Below are 21,731 nucleotides of genomic sequence, written 5' to 3'. Positions count from 1 at the left end.
TGGAGATTAATGTGTGTAATAGCCTGTATTATCTTGATTTATAGCCTCATGCAGAGCTGCATTCATACCATTGGCTATCAAATTTGCCATTTCTTCTATGAATACATCCACTTCCTTAGGTGTAACCATTAAATTATGTCCCAAAGGAGCGAGCACTTCACGAATCAGCATTCTCTTTTCCTCATCGGATAATGTGCCTACAATCCCAAGAAATGTCTTTTTGTGTTCTTCTTCCGGTAAGTCTTCTTCTGTTAATTTACGTTTCTTTCCAAATGTCATCCCGGCCGGAGCAAGAGCTCGGCGAGGACGGTCTCCCTCTTTTAATTCACGTCCAAAATGCTTCAATATATAATCAATTGTATCAGAGGTAATCGATACAGCATCCACCACTGTTGGTACACCAATCGAGATAACTGGCACCCCTAATGTTTCCTTACTAAGTTCTTTCCGTTTATTGCCCACACCTGATCCAGGATGGATTCCGGTATCTGTGATTTGAATGGTAGTATTTACACGTTCAATAGAACGAGCTGCCAGTGCATCTATGGCAATGATGAAATCAGGATGAATATTGTCTACGATTCCTTTAATAATATCGCTGGTTTCAATTCCCGTTACACCCATAACACCTGGCGAGATGGCACTGACCGGACGAAATCCTTCAGAAACAGATTCAGGCTGGAATTTAAACAGATGCCTGGTTATGATTAAATTATCCGTTACCGTCGGACCAAGAGCATCCGGTGTTACATGCCAATTTCCCAATCCTACAACAAGACAATGTGCATCTTTTTTTAATCCAACTCTGTCTATTAGATAGGCCAGTTGTTTAGCAAACACAACCTCGACTTTTTTTTGCAGCTCAGAATCCTGCTCACGAATTCCTTGAACTTCCAGTGTTATGTAAAAGCCAGGCTTTTTTCCTACCTGTTTTTCGCCTTCTTTCGTTATTTCAACATGCGATAATTTAATCCCATCCATCTCTCGCTCTTTAAAAATAACACCTTCGATATTCGATGTGTTCGGAGCGTCAGATAGCGGAATAGCCAGTTCCCTAGCCTCAATAGCCAAATCAGTTCTTATTTGATATTGACTCATATCTAAATCTTTATTCAAATGATTACCCCCATGAAATGATCTTTAGGAGCTATTTTTCCCGTATTTCTTCCTTCTCATTCTTTTAATATGTAAAGAGCGTTGTTTACACAGAAAAAACCGCTTATCACGATGGTTTTTTTTGATTTGATGCATCTGAGTATTGCATAAAGACATACATTTTGATAGAATATCATATGTTGTGAATGTTATTTGATTAGAATATCGAGTTGACATAATCTCGGTTCTTCTGGAGGTGAAAAGAATGGCTAATATCAAATCAGCTATTAAACGCGTTAAAACTAACGAAACTGCTAGAGCTAACAATATTGCTCAAAAATCTGCTGTACGTACAAACGTTAAAAAAGTAGAATCTGCAATTGCTCTTAACGATGCTACTGCTGCTAACGAATCTATCGTTGCTGCTGTTAAAGGACTAGATAAAGCTGCAACTAAAGGCTTAATCAGCAAAAATGCTGCTGCTCGTAAAAAATCTCGTCTTATGAAAAAAGTAAACAAGTTGAACGCTTAATGAAACGTACCCTCTAGAGGGTCGTTTTTTTTTTGTGATTTATTATGAGAATATAGATTATTTTATTGATAGGAAATCACTATGGAGATAATTACCAGTTGAATTTTGGGAGCGCGAAAGAAATTAGTACATAATAGAAAGCTGCAGGAGCAGCATCGCAGCTTCCATTTTAACTTTTATAAAGATTAACCCTGTATAACAACCTCACTTCTTCAGGCCAATAAAAAAAGGAGCCTGATAGCTCCTTCCGATAAAATCTCTATTTAACCTTCAACACTGTCTTCTACAGTATCTGTTTCCGGTTGCTTTGCCTGCATATATATAACTGTTGCACAAACTAGTAATAAGATTCCAATTAAGCTAAATTGCGTGGATATAGAAGCTGGTATTAATCCGAGACCTGATGATCCAGCAACAACTCCTAATGAAAATAACGCATAAAAATATCCATACGCCTTCCCGCGCATTCTTTCAGTAGTCGATTGAACCAGTAATGAATTTACGGCAGGAAATAAGAAAGCAAACCCAATCCCGTATAAAACCATTATAGAATAAAGAACTATTAGTTCACTCGATTGCCCTAGTAAAACTTGACTGACCCCCATACATGCCAATCCAATCGAAAAGCTAACCAAAGGCGGAATTCGATCAAAATATTTATTCGTCGGCAGAATAAAGATCGCAACAGCAACCAATCCAAATATACTCATTAACGTACCGCTTAATCTTGAAGTATAGCCTAACACATCAATGTGCAAGGGTAACAAATAGGCAAGCGCCCCTTGTGAAAACATTAAAAAGAATGCTCCAGTGTAGGCTTGGAGTATTCCTTTATGAAAGGTTAGTTTTTCCCTCTTCTCCGTCTTTTGCTGTTTCGAATCAGAATGAGTTCTCAAAAACAACAATGTTGCAAGCAATAGAATAATCCCGCACGCAGCAATGGTCGTAAAAACAAATGGCACAGATGTCCTGCTAGCCATAATACCGCCATATGCAGGACCGCAAATAGCTGCAATTCCAATAAATGAACCTGTCACAGCACTTTGGCTGCCTTGCTTCTTACTATCCATTTGGTTAGCTAAGTAGGTAAAAGCAGCAGGTACAATTAATCCACCAAGAAAGCCATGGAGGAAACGCACGATAATCAGTTCAGGTACATCATTTACAAAATTATAAAGCAGTAAAGAAACGCTCGTCATAAGCAAACCTGAACAAAGCACAATAAAAGATCCATATTTATCCGTAAAAATCCCGGACAATATGTTCCCAAAAGTATTGGTCAATGAATACATCCCCACAACAAACCCTGCAATCATTACACTTGCGCCAAGCGAAGTAGCATATGTACTCATAACTGGCAGCTGTGTAAATAAATCGATAAACGTAAACATGATAATGGTATATACAATCCACAGCTTCGGTAAGGGTTTTACATCGTACAATGATTGATGCTTTTTCAACCAAACATCAAAACAAAAATTACCGAATGGGATAAAAGCGACAAAAAAGGCTAATAAGGACCAGCCTATGTTCCACTGTATTCGAATCTGCGTATAAACAATCGCTGCTACATACCCCATAAATATACCGCCGTGTATTGAACCAGCAACAGTGACGGCAAAAGGTAAATCTCCCCAGTATTTAAGCGGCATGGCAATCCCCAATAATAAAAGCAGTGAGATACCATCCAGTATTCCCGTAATACGTAGTATGGTAATGGGATGCAATCCCTTATACTTCCTTTTCAAAATGATTTCACTCCTCAACGATGCAACAAACTCTTCATTCAAATTATAATCTATTCTTTATACCAAATTGAATTAATTAGTAAACTTTCAGCTTCTAAAAGTGGACAAATTACGAACTTTCTATTTTATCCTCTTGCTTAGGGCAATATCCATTTTGGTTATTCTTATTCCTTCCTCTACATACATTTAATATAATAAGCCACCGAAAGGAGAAAAGAAATGCAAATACATGTTGTCAGACAAGGAGAAAGCATCTACTCCATTGCGCAGACCTTTAATACTACACCTGAACAGATTATCTCTTCAAATCAATTAGAAAATCCAAATGATTTGGTTATTGGTCAGGCACTTGTTATTCCGATTACAGGGAGCTATTACTTTGTGCAGCCAGGAGATAGCCTATATACGATTGGCCGGAAATTTGGAAGGACTGCTCAAGAAATTGCAGAAATAAATAATCTTTCTTTAAATACCCCATTAACTGTTGGATTAAGACTGTATATCCCCCCAATCCCTAAACGCGAGGCTGAATTTAATGCATACGTGGAACCAAGAGGAAATACTGTTTCTCCCAATCTGGAACGAGAAGCAAGAATTGCAGCACCTCACCTTACATACTTATCACCGTTCAGCTATCAAGTTCAACGCGACGGTACGCTGAAACCGCCTCTATTAGGTGAATTTCCGGCCATAGCCAGGAGCGCGAACAATGTACTGGTCATGGTTGTGACAAATTTAGAGAATGATGCATTCAGCAGCGATCTCGGCGCTCTGATCTTAAACAATACAGATATACAAAATAAATTGCTTTCCACAATTGAGGAAACAGCCAAAGCTCAAGGATTCAGAGATATTCATTTTGACTTTGAAAGCCTGCGAGGCGAGGATCGGGAGGCCTATACAAATTTCTTAAGAAAGGCAAAGGAGCGGTTTTCACCGCAGGGCTGGCAGGTTTCAATTGCGCTGGCTCCTAAAACAAGCGCCACTCAAACTGGCAAGTGGTATGAAGCACATGATTACAAAGCACAGGGGGCAGTTGTCGATTGGGTGCTCATTATGACTTATGAATGGGGTTACAGCGGCGGGCCGGCTCAGGCTGTATCCCCTATAGGACCAGTTCGCCAGGTGCTTACCTATGCGATCTCGGAGATTCCTTCACGTAAAATTATGATAGGGCAAAATCTGTATGGCTATGATTGGACACTCCCCTTCGTACAGGGCACTACGGCCAGAGCGGTATCCCCTCAACAGGCCATTGACCTGGCACGACGTAATAACGTGCCCATTCTTTATGATAATAATGCTCAGGCACCTTATTTTAGATACAGGGATGCCGAAGGAAGAGAACACGAGGTCTGGTTTGAGGATGCCCGCTCCATACAGGCAAAATTCAATCTCCTAAAGGAATTGAATCTTCGGGGGATGAGTTATTGGAAATTAGGATTATCGTTTCCACAGAACTGGCTCTTAATAGAAAACAACTTCACTACCATTAAAAGATAGCATTGCAAAAAAGGTATCATGTACTTGCCATGATACCTTTCGTTTGCCAGGTACTGTTATGATTTTAATATAAACAGCTCTAACAGAATTTCTTTGTCTCCGGCACCGCTCTTCATTTTATAGTCCAGCTCTGCCAATTCAGAGAGAGCACGCATTAATTTCATTTCTGTAAAATCATTCACACGCTTCAGTGCAAGTTTAACCGGATAAGGGCTCATTTTTAATTTAGATGCTATTTGCTGTGTATTGTAGCCTTGTCCTGATAGCTTTTTAACCTGAAGTATAATCCTGTATTGCCGTGCAATGGCTGCTAATATACGAATTGGTTCTTCCTTTAAAATCAAAAGCTCCTTATACAACTGGATAGCTCCCTTTTTTTGACCATTCATAATATAATCAACCAAATCAAATACATTCTGATCAAAGGTCTTGGGAACAAGTTTATTTACCATTGCCTTGTCAATTTCCTGTTCAACCGTCGCATACAAAGCGAGCTTTTCCAACTCATTTGCAGCCATCATTAAATGATTCCCCGTCAGGGATAACAAGGTTTCTACCGCCTCAGGTGTAATTTTCACTCCTAAAGATTTAGCGTTGGCAGTAATCCATTTGGATAATTCCTTTTCGTATAACGGTTTTGCTTCCAGCACTGCAGAATTTCTCTTTAATTCCTTCGTGATTTTCTTACGCTCGTCCAGCTTTGGATATGGGGCTATAAAGATGGCAATTGATGTCGGTGAAGGATTAGCCAGATAGCTTTCCAACCTTTTCAAATCATGCTCAACCTTTTCCTTTTTTCTTTCGGCTGTCAAAAATACGGGATTATGTAATATAACAACCCTGCGCTCCCCGATAAACGGTAAGGTTTCTAATTCCTCAATCGCCAACTCTATAGGTGTTTCCTCCAGATCAATAGTAGCCAAATTAAACTCCGCTTCATCCTCCGAAAGAGCATGCTCGCAGATTAAAGCCTTTGTTTTTTTTATAAAGTACTCTTCTTCACCAAATAAAAGATAGACAGGACTAAACCGTTTACTTTTAATTGTATTCCATAAATCCATTACCAATATAATCGCCTCTATTTATAAATTCCTTCTTTCATCCTAATCTTCGCCATCCATTTTGACAAGTCTTTCAAGAGGAACCGGAAAAAATAACCGGTTCCCAGAATCTATATCAACGCCTTCTTGCCGGACCCGGGATACCTAACAAGAAAGCGAAAAAGCGCTATAGATCAATTACCATTTAAATGACTCTTTCATGTACTGAAATGTTTATTTGGAAAATAGAAGGATAATAATTATATAAATTTGGAGATTGTGGATTTTTTTTACTAAATGTTCTATGATAAAAGAGGTCGGGGGGTGGATTAATGAACGAGTTTGAAAAGAATGTACAATCAAAGACAAATGACGTATCAGATTCCATCATGGGATTTGTTGTATCATTTGGTTTTTTCGCTACCATGTTTATTATTGCCATGGTCATCCAATTAATCGGTGCATAGTTCAATTTTTCAAGCGGCCTCATGGCCGTTTTTCATTTCTTACACATACTATGGACTTTGAATAGAAATCGTTCCATCTTTTTTGTTCGTATACGTATATTGAATACTGCCCTGCAAATCTGTTCTATAAATAATAATATTTTCTATATCAAGCAAATGAATAACTTCCTCATGCGGGTGGCCAAAACGATTATCTCTGCCCGATGAAATGACTGCTATTTTAGGATCTACCTTTCTTATAAATTCTACTTGGGAAGAGTTTCTGCTGCCATGGTGTCCCACTTTTAAAATATCAGCCCTTAGGTTCATTTCATTTTGCAAAAGCTTGTCTTCTCCGGGTTCACCTAAATCTCCAACAAATAACCAATCTAGCTGATTGATATGTGCTTTTATAACAATGGAAGACTCATTCTTTTCCTCGACTTTCTCTATCGGTGATAAAATGATGAATTTAGCATCACCTGCAGTCCACCCCATTCCTGCCTGTACTTCTTTAACGGGGATTTTCTGATCAATCGCTTCCTTTATTACTTCCGTCTCTCTAAACTCCTCACGCTGTTCAAATGGTATCAATATCTCACCAATCTTCAATTCTTTTACAATGGCTCTCGCACCTCCGACATGGTCCTGATCAGCATGTGTAAGGACTAGTTTATCAATGACTTTAATTCCTTTGCTTTTTAAAAATGGCAATATAGTATCTTTTCCAGGATCGAACTGGCTATTTTGTACTGTCCACTCCTCCTTTCCAAACAGAGTGGCTCCACCTGTATCAATAAGATATGTTCCATTATCACCAGGTAATTGAATGAACGTTGAATCCCCCTGCCCCACATCTATAAAGGTTATCTCTCCATTTCGCGAAATAAGCTGACTGTTATATTGATAAAAGAGCATTAAAATCGTGATTAGACACGCATTAAACAGGCGTTTCGAGCGGATTTCTATTCCAATAAGAATAGAGATAAAACAAACCACAATACATACCATTACCACTTTGGAGGGCTTCCCAAAAATAAGTGTGGAGACAGGAAAGGCAGACATAAGCTCTGTAGATTTCTCCAATAAGGAATAAATAAAATTGAGCATCCATAATCCTGGCTCAACAAATACATCAAGGATTATCAGCAAATAAACACCAATGGTTACAGGAAACAATAAATAAGTAAACAACGGTACATAAAGTAGGTTAGAAATAAAACTAATGAGGGAAATTTCATAAAAATGATAGATTATGATTGGCGTGGAGATGATTTGGCATATGGCTGTCATAATAAAAAGACTGAAAACAGGTGAATGTGGCGATTTTTGAAGGATTTTCGATGAAAGTATTAACCCATATGTCAGCAAAAAAGATAACTGAAAACCGATTTGGAAGATTTGATACGGATTAATAAGTAGAAACCCCATTAGACAAATCGTTATTGTTTTAAAAGCAGTCAACCGCAGTCCGATATATTGACCTAACATAAAGATGGAAGCCATCATACTTGCTCTGACAATCGAAGCAGACAATCCGGTGATAACTGCATAAAAAGGAAGTAGACAAGCTAGCAGCAAAAAGGTTTGCCTCCGAGTAAATCCTATTCTTAAAAAGCCATAAAATAAAATAGCTGCCACTAACGCAACTTGCATCCCTGACAAAGCTAAAATATGGACAATCCCCAGTTTCTTAAATTGGTTATACATATCCTCTGATATCCCACTTTGTTCACCAAATATGAGTGCTTTAGTAAAGCTGCCAGCCGTACCTGAGTATAAACGATCAATCCGCTTAATTTCCCGCTCCCTCATTTGAGCCAGTTTCACAAACAAATTGCGGCTTTCTTTGGATATATCTTCTTTATTTTCGATTTCCAAAATCCAATGCGCTCTATTAAACCTTAGATAGGACCCAAAATCAAATCCATTCTCGACCGTTGCACGAGTTGGTTTTGTCAGATTTCCGGTTACGCGAAAGGACTTTCCGGTTAGAATCATATTTTTTAATTCATTTGCCTCCTCTTCGTGGTTAATTCGATATGTAATCCATATTTTCTCGTTATCTGAGAGTTCAGCAAGACCGCTAACACGGTCCCCATTAATTTCTGGATAGGATGTAAAATGGATTAAAAGCTGAGTTTCAGCCCCGGTCAACTGACTGGTATTTGAACGATCCCAAAAAAAGCTATGGACACAAAATATTGAAAAGATCACATATAGGAGAATCGATTGCTTAATTGGAAATTTGTTTAGAATGTAACAAAATACGAGGAATAGTAAAAGAAGAAAGGTTTTATTTGAATAAATGGGTGCTGTAATCCCTAAAACAGCAATTACAGCACTATAAAATAAAAATCGGTTGCTCATATCAGTCAAATTGCGGAAATAAACTTGCTGCATCTTTTAGATAGCCAGCAAGATCAGAGTCAGAAGCTCCTCTTTCTTTTAGCTCATTAATAAGCTCCATGACAAAATACATTTTCTTTTCATCATGGAAATCAACCCATTTTTCATCAACAATCACCTGTTTAACGCGCACGCCTGCCTGCTCAAATAATTCTTCAGCATACGGATGATTCTTATAGGCTTCGGCATAATAGATTGTTTTAATTCCTGCTTGAATTAAGGCTTTACAGCATTGCAAGCAAGGGAAATGAGTAACATAAATCTCAGCACCCTCAGTTGGTACGCCAAATTTAGCACATTGCAACAAGGCATTCATTTCAGCATGGATGGTTCGAACGCAATGGTTATCAATAACATAGCATCCTTCGTCCACACAATGCACACCCCCAGCAATTGATCCATTGTACCCGCCGGCAATAATGCGATTATCCCTTACGACTGTCGCTCCAACCATTAACCTTGTACATGTGCTTCTTAATGCAAGTAAGTGGCTCTGCGCCATAAAATACTGATCCCATGAAATACGTTCCATTTCTCTCTCCTCTTTCTAATTACAATGAACTTTCCTTCACTTTAACAAGAATTCGATCCTTCATACAACTATTCTTTTCTTACTTAACAGTTATTAATTCCCTGAGCTTTTCAAATGTCTTATCTCCTATACCTGTAACTTCTTTCAAATCTTCAATTGTTTTAAACGATCCAAGTTCTTCCCGTTTTTGTAAAATCGCTGTCGCTTTACTCGGACCGATTCCCGGAAGTTCCTGCAGTTCTTCAGATGTTGCTTTATTTAAATTAATTGTACCATCCCCCTTGGCCGCCGAGACTGTATTCCCCGAACTTTCCCCAGCAGTCTGATTAGAGGCCTCTACCGCCTCACCCTTGTTTGGAATATAGATGACCATTTCATCCTCTACTAATTGCGCCATATTCACCTGCTTACTATCAGCACCTTCTTTCAATCCACCTGCTTTCTGAATGACATCCGTTACTCGATCCCCCTTTAAAAATTCATATACACCGGGTTTTTGAACGGCACCCTTCACATCAACCTTATAAGTAGCTGTCACCTCGGATTCCTCCAGCAGTTTTTCCGTATCCTCATTCTTTTTTTCTGTTTCACTTTCTTCCGTCCAATTTATTTCACTTTGTTCCAATTGCCCTTCTTCAGATTGCAGATTCCAAAAGAAGAGTGCAGCACAGGCTACACCTGCACCTGCTAACAGGATTCCATTTCGGCTGATAAACTGTACGATTTTCTCATTCATTTAATTTACGCTCCTCTTCATATTTGATATTTGCTTGCATAAATTTGTTATAAGGAATAGTGGATATCGTGATATTTATCCAATAAGGAGGATTTATAATGATTACCGGCATAATTGGCACAGGTAATATGGGAACCATCTTAATTCAAAGTTTAATTGGGTCTTCTGCTGTTGCAGCAAAGGATGTAATCATCATGAACAGGACTTTACACAAAGCTCAATCCCTGGCTGTTGAATTACCAGGGGTCCATGTAGCCCACACAAGTATTGAACTTGCAAAACAAGCGGATTTAATCTTTTTATGTGTAAAGCCGCATGAAATGTATCCATTGATTGAAATTCTTGAACCTCATCTAAGTTCGGATAATTGTATTGTTTCCATCACAAGCCCGATCTCCATCAAGCAATTGGAAGCTGTCGCCCCCTGTTCATGCGCCAGATTTATTCCATCTATCACCAATCGCGCCTTGGCAGGCGCAACACTGCTGACATTCGGTGAATCCTGCAGTCCTTATTGGCAGAACCAACTTCAGCAGATGGCAGCAGCTATTTCAAAGCCGCTCGAAATCGACAACAAATATACCAGAGTATCCTCAGATATTGTTAGCTGCGGTCCGGCTTTTTTTAGTTATATTGCAAGGAACTTTATCGAAGCTGCAGTTAACCATACGGGAATAAGCACTGAAGAAGCCACCCAGCTAACCGAATCGATGCTGATTGGGCTCGGTGAATTATTACGTCAACAGCATTTTTCATTACCTGCTTTGCAAGAAAAGGTGTGTGTGAAAGGCGGTATTACAGGGGAAGGTATCAAGGTACTCGAAAGTGAATTAGGAGAGGTATTTAGTCATGTTTTTCAGGCTACGCATCGAAAATTTGAAGAGGATTTAAAGGGAATTGAAAATCAATTTGGGGTTTCATATTATTAATTAATTCTAATCATATTATAAAAGTCCTTTACGAAAACAAAGGTATTTATGAAAACATTGTGTCAATTTACTAAAAAAACCAGGAACATGACGTTTCCTGGTTTTTTACATTATTTTCTTTTACAAACAAAGAAGATTCGATCGGCCTCATCAAGGGAATTTCCTCCGAAGTCACCCATCAGCTCCACAAGCTCAAATCCAATTTCATCAAGCCACGTTTTATACATATCGATTGGGTATGTACGTTGAAAATGGTCTTCATCAAATCGATTATATGCATCAAGTTCATGATCATATACAAAGAAAGTCAACTCATGTACGACACTGTGAGGAACCTCGGTTCCTTTCCATGCATTCCAGATAAAGGAGATATCATCTCCGTTATCCGCATAGGTTTGATCATTAAAAAAAGTGGACATTTTTTTCACAGAATGAACATCAAAGATAAATAAACCATCCTCTTTCATATGGTTCAATACACCTTTAAAGGTATCCTTTACATCATTTTCATCAGCCAGATAATTTAAAGAGTCACAGAAGATGACAACGATATCATATAGATTCAGTCCTTCTAAAGCTCGCATGTCCTGGTGATAAAACGGGATGTCGTACTGATTCTCGTTTGCTTTTTGAATTGCCACAGCCAGCATTTCTTCCGATAAATCAACTCCGGTTGGCTGGAAGCCCGCTTCTTTTAAGCGGCGGGCAAGCTCACCAGTCCCACATCCAATATCAAGAATCGTTTTTTCATTCAATTGATATTTTCGGGCAATTTTTTTTACAAACTCAACCCATTCCTGATAGGGAGCATCTTTCATTAAGTAATCATAAACATAAGCAAAGTTTTGATAACTTACATTCATATATTAAGTTCCTGCAATGATACTTCTGGGGCATCTCCCCATAATCTTTCCAATTTATAGTAAGAACGATCATCTTTATGGAAAATATGCGCTACAACATCGCCCATATCCACTAGAACCCAACGCGCTTCATCAAAGCCTTCCATTCGGCGGACTGTTGCTCCATTTTCTTCGACTTTTTCCTTCATTTCGCGTGCAATTGCTTGTACTTGTTTGTCTGAGTTACCGTGGCAAATAATGAAGTAATCAGAAATCAACGAAATTCCCTTCATATCCAATACGAGAATCTCTTCTGCTCTTTTGTCATCAGCTGCTTTTGCAGCTACTTCTAATAATTCTTTACCATTCATTTAATTGTTCCTCCCTATCTGCTTTGCAAGATCGTTATAGGCATGGAAGGTATCTGGATAGATTGTTTGATTTTTTTTAATCAAAAATGTGATTGTATTTCCCATTGCCTGGAGCACAGCTTTATCCAGGCTTAGTAAGGACAATGCTCTCACTTCATCTACTCCAGGGAAACTTCTCCCAGGCTCTATATAATCAGCCAAATAAATGATCTTATCAAGCATACTCATACCGACACAGCCCGAAGTATGGTTTTTGATTGCCGAAAGAATTTCCTCATCATAGAGATTTGCTTCTTTCTTAACTAAAACCGCTCCAACCGGTGCATGCCATAATTCAGTATTATATTCCAATAAATCCTGCGGTAATTGCTCATTCTTAATGATTTGTTCCATCTCATCCAGAGGACGATATTTGGCATAATCATGGAAGATTGCTGCCAATTTAGCTTTTTCTATATCTGCACCGTATCGTTCTGCCAATTCCTGAGCACTTTCCAATACACCCAATGTATGAATATATCGTTTATCAGGTAGTTGCCTCCTAACGATCTCCAATGCTTTGCGTTGATCCATATAACTGATTCTCCTCAATATATATCTTTACCGCATCAGGTACCAAATATTTGATTGTCTTCCCATTGCTTATTTTTTCACGAATCCACGAAGAGGAAACAGCAATTTCCGGGATATCCACCAATGTGACAGGATAGGATGTCTCAGTACTGTAACCAGGACGTTTAACACCTGTAAAGTGGACTAATTCACTCAATTCATCTATTTGTTTCCACTTCGGTAAATATTCAATCATATCAGCACCGATAATGAAATAAATTTCTGAGTTTATTTCCCGTTCCTTCAGGAGTTTAATGGTATCTATCGTATAGGATGGTCCATTTCTTTCCCATTCTATTGTATCAATCGTAAACCATGGGTTACTATCAATTGCTAATGTAAGCATATCCAAGCGCTCTTTATTAGATGTTGAAGTTTTGGTTTTATGAGGGGGCACATTATTTGGCATAAAGCGTATCTCATCCAAATCTAATTGCTCCCTAACCTCATTTGCAATAATTAAATGACCGATATGAGGGGGATCGAATGTTCCGCCTAGTATACCAATTTTCTTCATATAAAGTGCCCCCTTCCCTGAATAAGAATTTAATTATGATGGAAGAATAATTTGTTTGTTTTCTCTTGATTCTTTGTATAAAACAATCGTATTACCAATGACTTGAACCAACTCCGCACGCGCACCTTTAGAAAGCTGTTCAGCCACCGTATCACGATCCTCTTCGCAGTTTTGCAGGATGCTGACCTTGATAAGCTCACGAACTTCAAGCGCCTCACCAATTTGTTTAATCATATTTTCATTCACTCCGCCTTTTCCAACCTGGAATATCGGTTGAAGAGAGTGTGCCTTTGAGCGTAAAAATCTTTTTTGTTTACCTTTTAACATTTATGATCCTCCTAATTGTCGTAAAACTAATTGTTTCATTCTTTCTGTATCCGGCATAACACCAGTCCATAACTCGAAAGCCAGCGCCCCCTGATTTACAAACATATCCACACCGTTTTGAACCTTATTACCACGTTCTTTTGCCTCTTTTAAAATTTTGGTTTCAAGAGGATTATAAATAATATCACACACAACTGCATTTTGATTTAGTTCTGTCAGAGAAAGTGGTGATGCATGTGCATCCGCTAACCCAACTGAGGTTGTCTGAATAATAATATCATATTGGGCAAGAGAGCTCTCCGCTTCTTTCAGGCTGATTGCTCTCGAATTTATATTGCCACGATAATCGACCAGCAGCTGTTCTGCTGAAATAAGAGTCCGATTGGCGAGATTGATTTTTGCAACACCTGTTTTAGCGAGTGCAAAATAAATTCCTCTTGCCGCACCGCCCGCACCGATAATTAAGACATTTTGACCTTCTATATGGTCGGTTATAGTCAGCAGTCCTTTAATAAATCCAGGGCCATCCGTATTGTACCCATATAAAAGTCCATCTTTTATCACAACAGTGTTAACAGCACCAACTTCATTTGCAAATTCGTCCAAGACATCGATATAAGGAATAATGCGACTTTTAAAAGGTACTGTTACATTAAATCCTCCGGCTCCCAAAGCCTTCAAACCTTCGACTGCCTGTCGTAGCTCATTATCCCGAACGCCAAACGGCAAATATACTCCATCAACTGAATATTGATCAAATGCATCGTTATGAATAAGCGGAGACATTGAATGCTTAATTGGATTCCCTAATACCCCGAACAGCTTCTTCATTTTACTCTCCTTTAAATCAATGATTTACGGATTGTCACTTGCACTCCCTTAGGAACATGCGCAGAAATTACTGCACCCGGCTTATTAATCGTTACCCAGCCCAGACCAGAAAACACGATGTCTGTCTTCCCTTCTTTTATAGAGAATTGGTGAGCTACTAGCGGAGGGAAATCATCTAATTCAGAAGGACGCGGCGGCACCAATAATTCGCCTGCATGTGTTTTGTACAGCTCGTCCGCTTTTTCTAATTTCGTCCGATGGATATTTAGCTCATTGGACAAATAACAAGTAAATGAATTCCGTTCTCCCTGAATAAAGTCAAATCGAGCCAAGCCACCGAAAAAGAGAGTTTGCCCAGCATTCAATTGAAAAACTCTAGGTTTAATCTCTTTCTTTGGAGTAATCACTTTTAAATCTTCTTTACCCACAAAGTGAGCCATTTGATGGTGATTAATGATTCCCGGCGTGTCTATTAAAGCTCTTTCATCATCCAATGGGATTTCAATAATATCAAGAGTTGTTCCTGGGAAGTATGAAGTTGTAATCACATTTTCTTCTCCGCTGCCCTGTTTAATAATACGGTTGATAAAGGTGGATTTTCCGACGTTTGTACAGCCTACGACATATACATCACGTCCTTCACGCAATTCCTCAATACGCTCCATTGCTTCTTCAATTCCATGTCCTTTAGCACCGCTGACAAGCATAATATCCACAGGATGTAAGCCAAGTTCAGCCGACATGTGCTTCATCCAGGTAATTAGCTTATTAGGCTTGACTGATTTTGGTAATAAATCACTCTTATTACCGATTAAAACAACTGGATTGTGACCGACAAATCTTTGAATACCCGGAAGCCAGCTTCCATTGAAATCAAATATATCTACTAATTTTACAATTAAAGCATCTTTACTTCCAATTCCGTTCAGTATTTTTAAAAAGTCGTCATCCGTTAGGGATACATCTTGTACTTCATTATAGTGTTTAAGTCGAAAACATCTTTGACAAATGATTTGTTCTTTTTGAAGTGAGGAAGCCGGTGCATATCCTATTTTGTCAGTATGCTCTGTTTGAATAGTGACACCGCATCCCACACAGCTAATTTGATCCTTTTCCAATTCTAGTCCTCCCATGTTATCTGTCCTTTTTTACGGAACCATGTTAATATTCTGCGTTCAATTTTACGATTTATTTTAGTAGTCCAGCCATCTGTTTGAGCAACAGGAACTACAAGAATTGTTTGAAACCCATTACGATTACCGCCCAAAACATCGGTTAAAAGCTGGTCACCGATCACGACTGCTTCTTCTCTTTTAATATCCATAATCTCTACAGCTCTTTTGAATGCAGCTCCCATAGGCTTTTTAGCTCTAAAGATAAAGGGGATTTGAAGTGGATCAGCAAAGGACTTTACACGCAGCTCACTGTTATTGGACACAATGGTCACTTTAATCCCATGTTGCTTCATCATTTCAAACCAAGCAATCAGTTCTGGAGTGGCAAGAGGACGATCCCATTCCACAAGGGTATTATCAAGGTCAGTAATAATCCCCTTTATACCATTATCTTTTAATTCCTTAGGTTTGATTTCATAAATACTTTTAACATGCTTGGAAGGTAAAAATGCTTTTATCACTCTATACACCTCTATTAATTCTTTTTCACCGTTATCCATCATAACGGATATTTTAATTTATGTCTTAGCCAAATAGCTAAATTTGATGAAAAGTGCAGTCGAAATATAAAACCTTTCGACATATTGCGTCATTATTTAAATCTGTGGATAAGTTTATACACATCGCCAACAGACCCTTTACCTTTTTAGACAATACGTTATCCTAAAAAGAATCACAGATACACACATTTTACCCACAAGTTATGCACCTACCCCTGTGGATAACAGAACGGTTGTTCCATTCTCTTGATTCTGTTAAATTAAGGGTACACCAAGGCAAACTACTAATATATTGTCGTTGCCACCCATTTAGAACTGTAAATTGGAGGTGAAGCCGCAAGGCAAAATGATGCAAAAACTACCAGATGACCTTTTAATTGAATCATATTACAAAGCCAGGCATTTAAAACTTAGTCAAGAATTTATCCGTCTAATTGAAAGAGAAATTGACAGGAGATCCTTATCTTATAAAATATTTTAAACAGAGCCAAACTCATTTGTATCATGCGCCCTGGTTAAAAATCCAGGGCAATTTTTTGTTTTATTTATTTTATATACCCTATTGTCTCACCAACATGTACCGGTTGCGGTAATGTACCTGTTATGTATGGAGTATAGGTTTCCTTCTCAAATAATAGAACCACGGTTGAACCGAATGAAAAATATCCGATTTCTTCCCCTTTATGGAGAGTATCCCCCGAATGTGTTCTCTCTATTGAATTAACAAACATGGCACCAACCTTTACGACAGATAAGGATCCCCCGGCATGCTGGATTTCTGTAATTTCACGATAATTTTTTGATAGAGGGTATTTTCCTAATGTCATCCCCCACTTGTTGACTGGATATGACTTTTGTCCAAGCGTACATTTCCGTGTAACTTTTCCCTCAACCGGAGAGTGAATACGGTGGTAATGGCTTGGACTTAAATATAGTACCATATATCTGCCGCCTAAATATTTTTCTGTATCTCTTGTGTTCCCAAGCATTTCCTCAACTGAATATACCTTCCCTTTCACTTGGAAAGAAGAATCTTCATGAATGAGCCCACTGTCCTCTAATACGGCATCTACAGGACTGACAACTGTCCCCTCATCATTATTAATTTCGCGTGCTCCATTCATTAAAGCCCTTGTAAAAAAATCATGCAAGGATGTGTATTCCTGAATGGGACGATCCATCTCGGCCAGATTTATTTTGTATTGCTTTGCAAAAGATGGGATTATCCGCCTGCTTGCTTTAGAGTTTGCAAATTTTCTTAAAAGGGAAGAAGTCCATCTGCCATTTGTTAATTCAATTAATAATTGATATACCTTTTCCTTCACGTTCTTCACCTATTTTCTTTTTATATGGCTACTAACACTTAGCTATCCTTCGATAGAATATAAAATTAACAAAAACACCCCTGACGATTTAAGGGTGTTTGTCTCTACCTAGTTTACTATTCCTTTAAAGGAAGGGAAAGATTTTTCTTACTGATACAGTCAAGTATATCATCATTTCAATTTCCATCGCCTCTTCACCATTGGAAACCACCAATTCCATTTCCCCATCATTTTCAATAGGATTGGAACAAGGACTAACCTAATAATCGTCGCATCTAATAAAACAGCAATCGCTAAAGTAAAGCCCAGCTGTTTAATTTCTAATACGCGTGTTAGGGTAAATGAAATAAAAACAATCATCATGATTAAGGCAGCCTGTGTGATAAAAGGACCTGTAAATTCGATTCCCCTTGCTATGGACTCTTCATTATCGTGGGATGATTCCCATTCTTCTTTAATCCTTCCGACTAAAAACACTTCATAGTCCATGGATAGTCCAAACAAAATTGCGAAGGTTAATACAGGCAAATAAGACTGTATAAATCCTGGAGAAGTAAATCGAAAATACTCTTCTCCCCATCCAAATTGAAAGACTGCCACTGTCATTCCACATGCTGCTGTTACACAAATAATATTTAATAGAATTGCTTTTATTGGAATAAAAATGCTCTTAAAGGCAATTACCAAGAAACAATAAGAAATCATTAAAACAACCAAGATGACGATGGGTGTTTTTTTTACCGTTTCTTCATGCAAATCATTTACTTGAGCTGTAAGTCCTCCAATATAAAGGCTCCCTTCATTCACTTGTTTTTCAAACCGCTCGTTTAACTTAGAGACAAAGGTTTTCGCTTCAGTAGAATCAGGGGCATATTTCAACGTTATCATCACAAGGGCTACATTAAAATCGTCATTAATCAAAAACTTGGTATACCCTTTAATTTCTGGCAGTTTGACTAATTCTGGCACCTCACTATATGTATCATTATCACCCAAAAGATCAGTCAATTCTGTAATAGATGAGACCATTTGGACCTCCTCATAGGCTTTGAGGATACCTCCAACAGCAGCAATTTCCTGAAGTTCTTCCATACTAAACCGACTCCCTGATGCTTTCTTTACCAGGAGAACCGGTGAGTATAATCCGGACACAAACTTATTCTCTAAAAGTGTATTTCCCCTTCCAGATGGATAATCCTTTAAGGCATCTTGATTAAGCCCTATTCCCAAATGCATCTGCAGTAATGGCGCAGTGAAGGCTGCTAGAAGAAGCAAACTCCCAATTAAATAAGGAAGTGAATACCTCATGATATGCTTTGTCCATCGATACAGGTATTTTCTCTGCTTAGTCTTCTTTGTAAATGGTAGAGAGAAGCTATTCAGACGATATCCAAGCAAACACAATAATGAAGGCAAAAAGGTAAGTGTCAGCAGCAATAATATAAATAAAACAGCAAAAGTGCCCACTGTTAAATTCAAAAATAATTTTGCATGAACAAGAGGCAATCCAATTAACGAAATCATTACCGTCAATCCAGATAAAAATACAGACTTTCCGCTTGTGGCAACTGCTATGGCGATTGCCTGATGAGGATCATGTTGTTGAAGTTCCTCCCTATATCTCATAATCAAAAATAATGAATAATCAATTCCTATTCCCAATCCGATCATCGTGACTACACTAGGTACAATAATGTCAAAATCCTGATATCCCGATAGACTTAAACAGGCAAAGGTAATGACTACAGCCATTCCCCCCATCATAATCGGGATTAAAGCTGCTGTAAGTGAACCAAATGCCAGTAAAAGTACCACTAGAACAAACGGCATACCCAGTTTTTCCGCATAGGTAAGATCCCGCTTTTCCATATGGGTCAAATCCTTTATCGTTGGAGTGGCCCCTGTCAAATATAGTTCAAGCCCATCCTTCTGCGCATCCAAATATCCACTGAGTACATCAATCGTTTCTAAAACCTGACCTTTATCCCCCTCAATAAAAAGTAAAGCGTAACAAGTGTGCAAATCCTTTGAAATTTGATTTTCCCCTTCCAGCAAAGAATTCTCCATCGGGTTTGCAACGACAGTTACTCCTTCAATCGTTTGGATTTCAGCCAGAACTTTATCTACCGGTACGTAAAATTTTTGTTCATTAACTTTCCATTGATTTGAATGGAAAACAAGAAAATTTTGTTCACCCATATCATCTGCAAAGTTATGCTCCATTAATTTTTGAGTTAGGTCTGATTGTGAACCTCTTACATTTAATTGCGGTGGTGAAAGATGGCTAAAAAAAGATGGCATTAGCATTATTCCGCCAAGGAACAGCAATCCCCAAACAAGCAGGATAATTTTATAATATTGAGTGACCTTACAGCCAAAACGGTAAAAATAAGAAGAATTTTGGGGTTTAGATTCATGCATATTGACACCTCAATTTTTATGAGCGTGACAATATTATTTCCTTTTAACGAAAAAAACGGACAAGTATCTTTTGCCCGTTTTGACTATTTTTTCTTCCTTTTTTCTTTCTCTGCTCGATAAAATTCATGGAACATTTTCATTAATGCTCTCTTTTCAATTCTTGAAACATAGCTGCGAGATATACCCAGTTCTTTCGCTATCTCTCTTTGTGTCTTTTCCTTTTTTAGATCTAGGCCAAACCTGCCAACAATAACCTCCTTTTCACGGTCCTCAAGCACATCAATATACTTCTTCACTTTTTCAAGTTCCATATTAAGCTGAATTGTGTCAATTACATCCTCAGACTCAGACTTCAATATATCAAGCAATGAAATTTCATTTCCCTCTTTATCCTGGCCAATCGGGTCATGCAACGAAACATCTTTTTTTGTTTTTTTAATCACTCTTAGATGCATCAAAATCTCATTTTCGATACAGCGGGCCGCATATGTAGCAAGTTTCGTGCCTTTACCTGAGGAATAAGATTCGATTCCCTTGATTAAGCCAATCGTTCCGATTGAAATGAGATCCTCAGTATCTTCCCCAGTATTTTCAAACTTCTTTACAATGTGAGCTACAAGCCTTAGGTTATGTTCAATTAATAAATTCCTTGCTTCCGCATCTCCTTCCGCCATTCTTTCAATACATTCCCTTTCTTCCTTTGCTGATAATGGTTGAGGAAATGCATTGTTTTTAACATAGGAGACGAGAAAAACCAATTCTTTAATAAAATAGCCAAACGTTGCTAAAACTCCTGCCAATTAAATCAGCTCCTCACTGTTTCCAACCAGTTAGACTATTAGATATGTATGACAGCAGCCTCTATCCCTTGCCTGTCCTTCTGAAAATAAGATATTTGATTTATGCCCAACCCAAATAAGCAATCATCCCATATTATAATAATATCTATGGTATATAAGGGAGGTGCACCTATGTATCCTTATCATTTCGGAGGAGCCGGTTGCGGTTGGGGTTACCCTCCTCCACCCTGTCGCAGTGGGTATGGCGCCGGATTTGCGATCTTAATTATTCTATTCATTTTATTATTTATCTTTGGCTTTTGGGGTTTTTGGAGCGGAGGATACTTTGGTCCAAAATGAAGAAAAAACTTATGCATAGCATAAGTTTTTTCTTCATTTACGATTCTATGGTTGTAATATCAGCTACAATGACAAATGGGATTGTAACAGCAGTAGCAACCCCCATTACGAATAATAACATGGTAACCAACCCCTTATTCATCCTATTTACCTAAATTTAACATAGCAAAGGGGCGTCCCAAGCAACGTGATGTGAAGAATAATTGACTAATTCTTTACAGGAATGTGAACAGTTCGTTATGCACTATCCTTATTAATCCAGAAAAATTTTGATATCTTTACTATTATATAATTTGTCATATCGATCGCCTTCCTTCCGATTGAGTAATTTTTTTATCAGTGGTCAACCTTCGCATAATTGAGTATGGAATATAATTAATAAAATTTATTAATTATAGTTGTTTTTCGATCAAGCATTTCATTTTCCGCCTGACGTATTGAAACGTATTCAGATCTGCCCAATTTATTTGACTTGATTGTAACTGTGAACAGTATCATATTAAAGGTCATGCAATTACCTCCTTAAGCTTCAAATCATCGGTTTTTTCAACACACTTTGTCAATATATTCATCACACCACCAGAATAGAACTAAAATTTATAAAAATCCTATAGTTTTATTTACCATTTTCACCATAATACAGACCATTAAAGACCTTTAGAAAACCAGATTGGGAAAAGTACCTATATCTCGAGGATTTT

General features: G+C 38.1%; 24 protein-coding genes. 6 read left to right on the top strand and 18 right to left on the bottom strand.

Annotation, left to right across the window (positions count from 1 at the left end):
- Positions 1-6 precede the first annotated feature (6 nt).
- A complete protein-coding gene (gpr, locus tag AC4D4A_RS14945) occupies positions 7-1,098 on the bottom strand; it encodes a GPR endopeptidase (RefSeq protein ID WP_490996679.1) in 1,092 nt (363 codons plus the stop codon).
- A gap of 262 nt (positions 1,099-1,360) precedes the next feature.
- Between gpr and rpsT the strand changes: the two genes are divergently transcribed.
- Positions 1,361-1,627: a 30S ribosomal protein S20 gene (gene rpsT, locus AC4D4A_RS14940; protein WP_066105290.1), complete on the top strand. Its 267-nt coding sequence runs from the start codon at positions 1,361-1,363 to the stop codon at positions 1,625-1,627.
- 263 nt (positions 1,628-1,890) lie between these two features.
- Here the strand turns inward: rpsT and AC4D4A_RS14935 are convergent, their stop codons facing one another.
- Entirely contained in the window at positions 1,891-3,375 is a 1,485-nt protein-coding gene (locus AC4D4A_RS14935; RefSeq protein ID WP_490996614.1) for an MFS transporter, read from the bottom strand.
- A 219-nt stretch (positions 3,376-3,594) separates the two neighbouring features.
- Between AC4D4A_RS14935 and AC4D4A_RS14930 the strand changes: the two genes are divergently transcribed.
- A complete protein-coding gene (locus tag AC4D4A_RS14930) occupies positions 3,595-4,878 on the top strand; it encodes a LysM peptidoglycan-binding domain-containing protein (protein WP_490996613.1) in 1,284 nt (427 codons plus the stop codon).
- Between the two features lie 56 nt (positions 4,879-4,934).
- Here the strand turns inward: AC4D4A_RS14930 and holA are convergent, their stop codons facing one another.
- Positions 4,935-5,939: a DNA polymerase III subunit delta gene (holA, locus tag AC4D4A_RS14925; protein WP_490996678.1), complete on the bottom strand. Its 1,005-nt coding sequence runs from the start codon at positions 5,937-5,939 to the stop codon at positions 4,935-4,937.
- A 311-nt stretch (positions 5,940-6,250) separates the two neighbouring features.
- Between holA and AC4D4A_RS14920 the strand changes: the two genes are divergently transcribed.
- Positions 6,251-6,385 (top strand): YqzM family protein, encoded by a 135-nt coding sequence (locus AC4D4A_RS14920; protein WP_066105296.1) that lies wholly within the window; start codon positions 6,251-6,253, stop codon positions 6,383-6,385.
- A 48-nt stretch (positions 6,386-6,433) separates the two neighbouring features.
- Here the strand turns inward: AC4D4A_RS14920 and AC4D4A_RS14915 are convergent, their stop codons facing one another.
- The 3 genes from AC4D4A_RS14915 to AC4D4A_RS14905 form a co-directional block, all read right to left on the bottom strand.
- Positions 6,434-8,767: a DNA internalization-related competence protein ComEC/Rec2 gene (locus AC4D4A_RS14915; RefSeq protein ID WP_490996612.1), complete on the bottom strand. Its 2,334-nt coding sequence runs from the start codon at positions 8,765-8,767 to the stop codon at positions 6,434-6,436.
- Positions 8,736-9,305: a ComE operon protein 2 gene (locus tag AC4D4A_RS14910; RefSeq protein ID WP_490996611.1), complete on the bottom strand. Its 570-nt coding sequence runs from the start codon at positions 9,303-9,305 to the stop codon at positions 8,736-8,738. The genes AC4D4A_RS14915 and AC4D4A_RS14910 overlap by 32 nt, the downstream gene beginning before the upstream one ends.
- Before the next feature lie 79 nt (positions 9,306-9,384).
- Positions 9,385-10,041: a helix-hairpin-helix domain-containing protein gene (locus tag AC4D4A_RS14905; protein WP_490996610.1), complete on the bottom strand. Its 657-nt coding sequence runs from the start codon at positions 10,039-10,041 to the stop codon at positions 9,385-9,387.
- Between the two features lie 98 nt (positions 10,042-10,139).
- Between AC4D4A_RS14905 and comER the strand changes: the two genes are divergently transcribed.
- Positions 10,140-10,970, top strand: coding sequence for a late competence protein ComER (comER, locus tag AC4D4A_RS14900; RefSeq protein ID WP_490996609.1), 831 nt, complete (start codon positions 10,140-10,142; stop codon positions 10,968-10,970).
- Between the two features lie 110 nt (positions 10,971-11,080).
- Here the strand turns inward: comER and AC4D4A_RS14895 are convergent, their stop codons facing one another.
- The 8 genes from AC4D4A_RS14895 to AC4D4A_RS14860 are packed head-to-tail and all read right to left on the bottom strand — an operon-like array spanning position 11,081 to position 16,145.
- Positions 11,081-11,833, bottom strand: coding sequence for a class I SAM-dependent DNA methyltransferase (locus tag AC4D4A_RS14895; protein WP_490996608.1), 753 nt, complete (start codon positions 11,831-11,833; stop codon positions 11,081-11,083).
- Complete coding sequence (gene rsfS, locus AC4D4A_RS14890) at positions 11,830-12,183, bottom strand: ribosome silencing factor (RefSeq protein WP_066105311.1); 354 nt, start codon at positions 12,181-12,183, stop codon at positions 11,830-11,832. The genes AC4D4A_RS14895 and rsfS overlap by 4 nt, the downstream gene beginning before the upstream one ends.
- Entirely contained in the window at positions 12,184-12,756 is a 573-nt protein-coding gene (yqeK, locus tag AC4D4A_RS14885) for a bis(5'-nucleosyl)-tetraphosphatase (symmetrical) YqeK (RefSeq protein ID WP_490996607.1), read from the bottom strand. It abuts the gene before it with no gap.
- The gene (locus tag AC4D4A_RS14880; RefSeq protein ID WP_490996606.1) at positions 12,725-13,312 is read right to left on the bottom strand and encodes a nicotinate-nucleotide adenylyltransferase; all 588 of its coding nucleotides are present in this window, start codon (positions 13,310-13,312) and stop codon (positions 12,725-12,727) included. Before AC4D4A_RS14880 ends, yqeK begins: the two co-directional genes overlap by 32 nt.
- Positions 13,313-13,345: 33 nt before the next feature.
- On the bottom strand, positions 13,346-13,639 hold the full coding sequence (gene yhbY / locus AC4D4A_RS14875; RefSeq protein ID WP_066105322.1) for a ribosome assembly RNA-binding protein YhbY: 294 nt from the start codon (positions 13,637-13,639) through the stop codon (positions 13,346-13,348).
- Positions 13,640-14,470 carry a shikimate dehydrogenase gene (aroE, locus tag AC4D4A_RS14870; protein ID WP_490996605.1) on the bottom strand — a complete coding sequence of 277 codons (831 nt, stop codon included), beginning with the start codon at positions 14,468-14,470 and terminating at the stop codon, positions 13,640-13,642.
- An 11-nt stretch (positions 14,471-14,481) separates the two neighbouring features.
- Positions 14,482-15,603: a ribosome biogenesis GTPase YqeH gene (yqeH, locus tag AC4D4A_RS14865; RefSeq protein ID WP_490996604.1), complete on the bottom strand. Its 1,122-nt coding sequence runs from the start codon at positions 15,601-15,603 to the stop codon at positions 14,482-14,484.
- Positions 15,591-16,145 (bottom strand): YqeG family HAD IIIA-type phosphatase, encoded by a 555-nt coding sequence (locus AC4D4A_RS14860; RefSeq protein WP_490996677.1) that lies wholly within the window; start codon positions 16,143-16,145, stop codon positions 15,591-15,593. Before AC4D4A_RS14860 ends, yqeH begins: the two co-directional genes overlap by 13 nt.
- A gap of 349 nt (positions 16,146-16,494) precedes the next feature.
- On the opposite strand from AC4D4A_RS14860, the gene AC4D4A_RS14855 reads away from it, so the two are divergent.
- Positions 16,495-16,626, top strand: a complete 132-nt coding sequence (locus AC4D4A_RS14855; protein WP_490996676.1) for a sporulation histidine kinase inhibitor Sda — start codon at positions 16,495-16,497, stop codon at positions 16,624-16,626.
- A gap of 64 nt (positions 16,627-16,690) precedes the next feature.
- Here AC4D4A_RS14855 and AC4D4A_RS14850 read toward each other — a convergent pair whose 3' ends face one another.
- From AC4D4A_RS14850 to sigK, 3 genes are all read right to left on the bottom strand, one after another.
- The gene (locus tag AC4D4A_RS14850; protein WP_490996603.1) at positions 16,691-17,470 is read right to left on the bottom strand and encodes a phosphatidylserine decarboxylase; all 780 of its coding nucleotides are present in this window, start codon (positions 17,468-17,470) and stop codon (positions 16,691-16,693) included.
- A 171-nt stretch (positions 17,471-17,641) separates the two neighbouring features.
- Positions 17,642-19,891, bottom strand: a complete 2,250-nt coding sequence (locus AC4D4A_RS14845) for an MMPL family transporter (RefSeq protein WP_490996602.1) — start codon at positions 19,889-19,891, stop codon at positions 17,642-17,644.
- Between the two features lie 83 nt (positions 19,892-19,974).
- The gene (gene sigK, locus AC4D4A_RS14840) at positions 19,975-20,691 is read right to left on the bottom strand and encodes an RNA polymerase sporulation sigma factor SigK (RefSeq protein ID WP_066105338.1); all 717 of its coding nucleotides are present in this window, start codon (positions 20,689-20,691) and stop codon (positions 19,975-19,977) included.
- A 171-nt stretch (positions 20,692-20,862) separates the two neighbouring features.
- Here sigK and AC4D4A_RS14835 point away from each other — a divergent pair, with 171 nt between their 5' ends.
- The gene (locus AC4D4A_RS14835) at positions 20,863-21,030 is read left to right on the top strand and encodes a YjcZ family sporulation protein (protein ID WP_490996601.1); all 168 of its coding nucleotides are present in this window, start codon (positions 20,863-20,865) and stop codon (positions 21,028-21,030) included.
- A gap of 375 nt (positions 21,031-21,405) precedes the next feature.
- Here AC4D4A_RS14835 and AC4D4A_RS14830 read toward each other — a convergent pair whose 3' ends face one another.
- Complete coding sequence (locus AC4D4A_RS14830) at positions 21,406-21,540, bottom strand: YrzI family small protein (protein WP_490996600.1); 135 nt, start codon at positions 21,538-21,540, stop codon at positions 21,406-21,408.
- Between the last annotated feature and the right edge of the window lie 191 nt (positions 21,541-21,731).

The sequence above is a fragment of the Pradoshia sp. Z5_111 genome (assembly GCF_058267535.1).
Note: the sequence above shows the minus strand (reverse complement) of the source record. Positions and strands in the feature narration are given on the sequence as shown.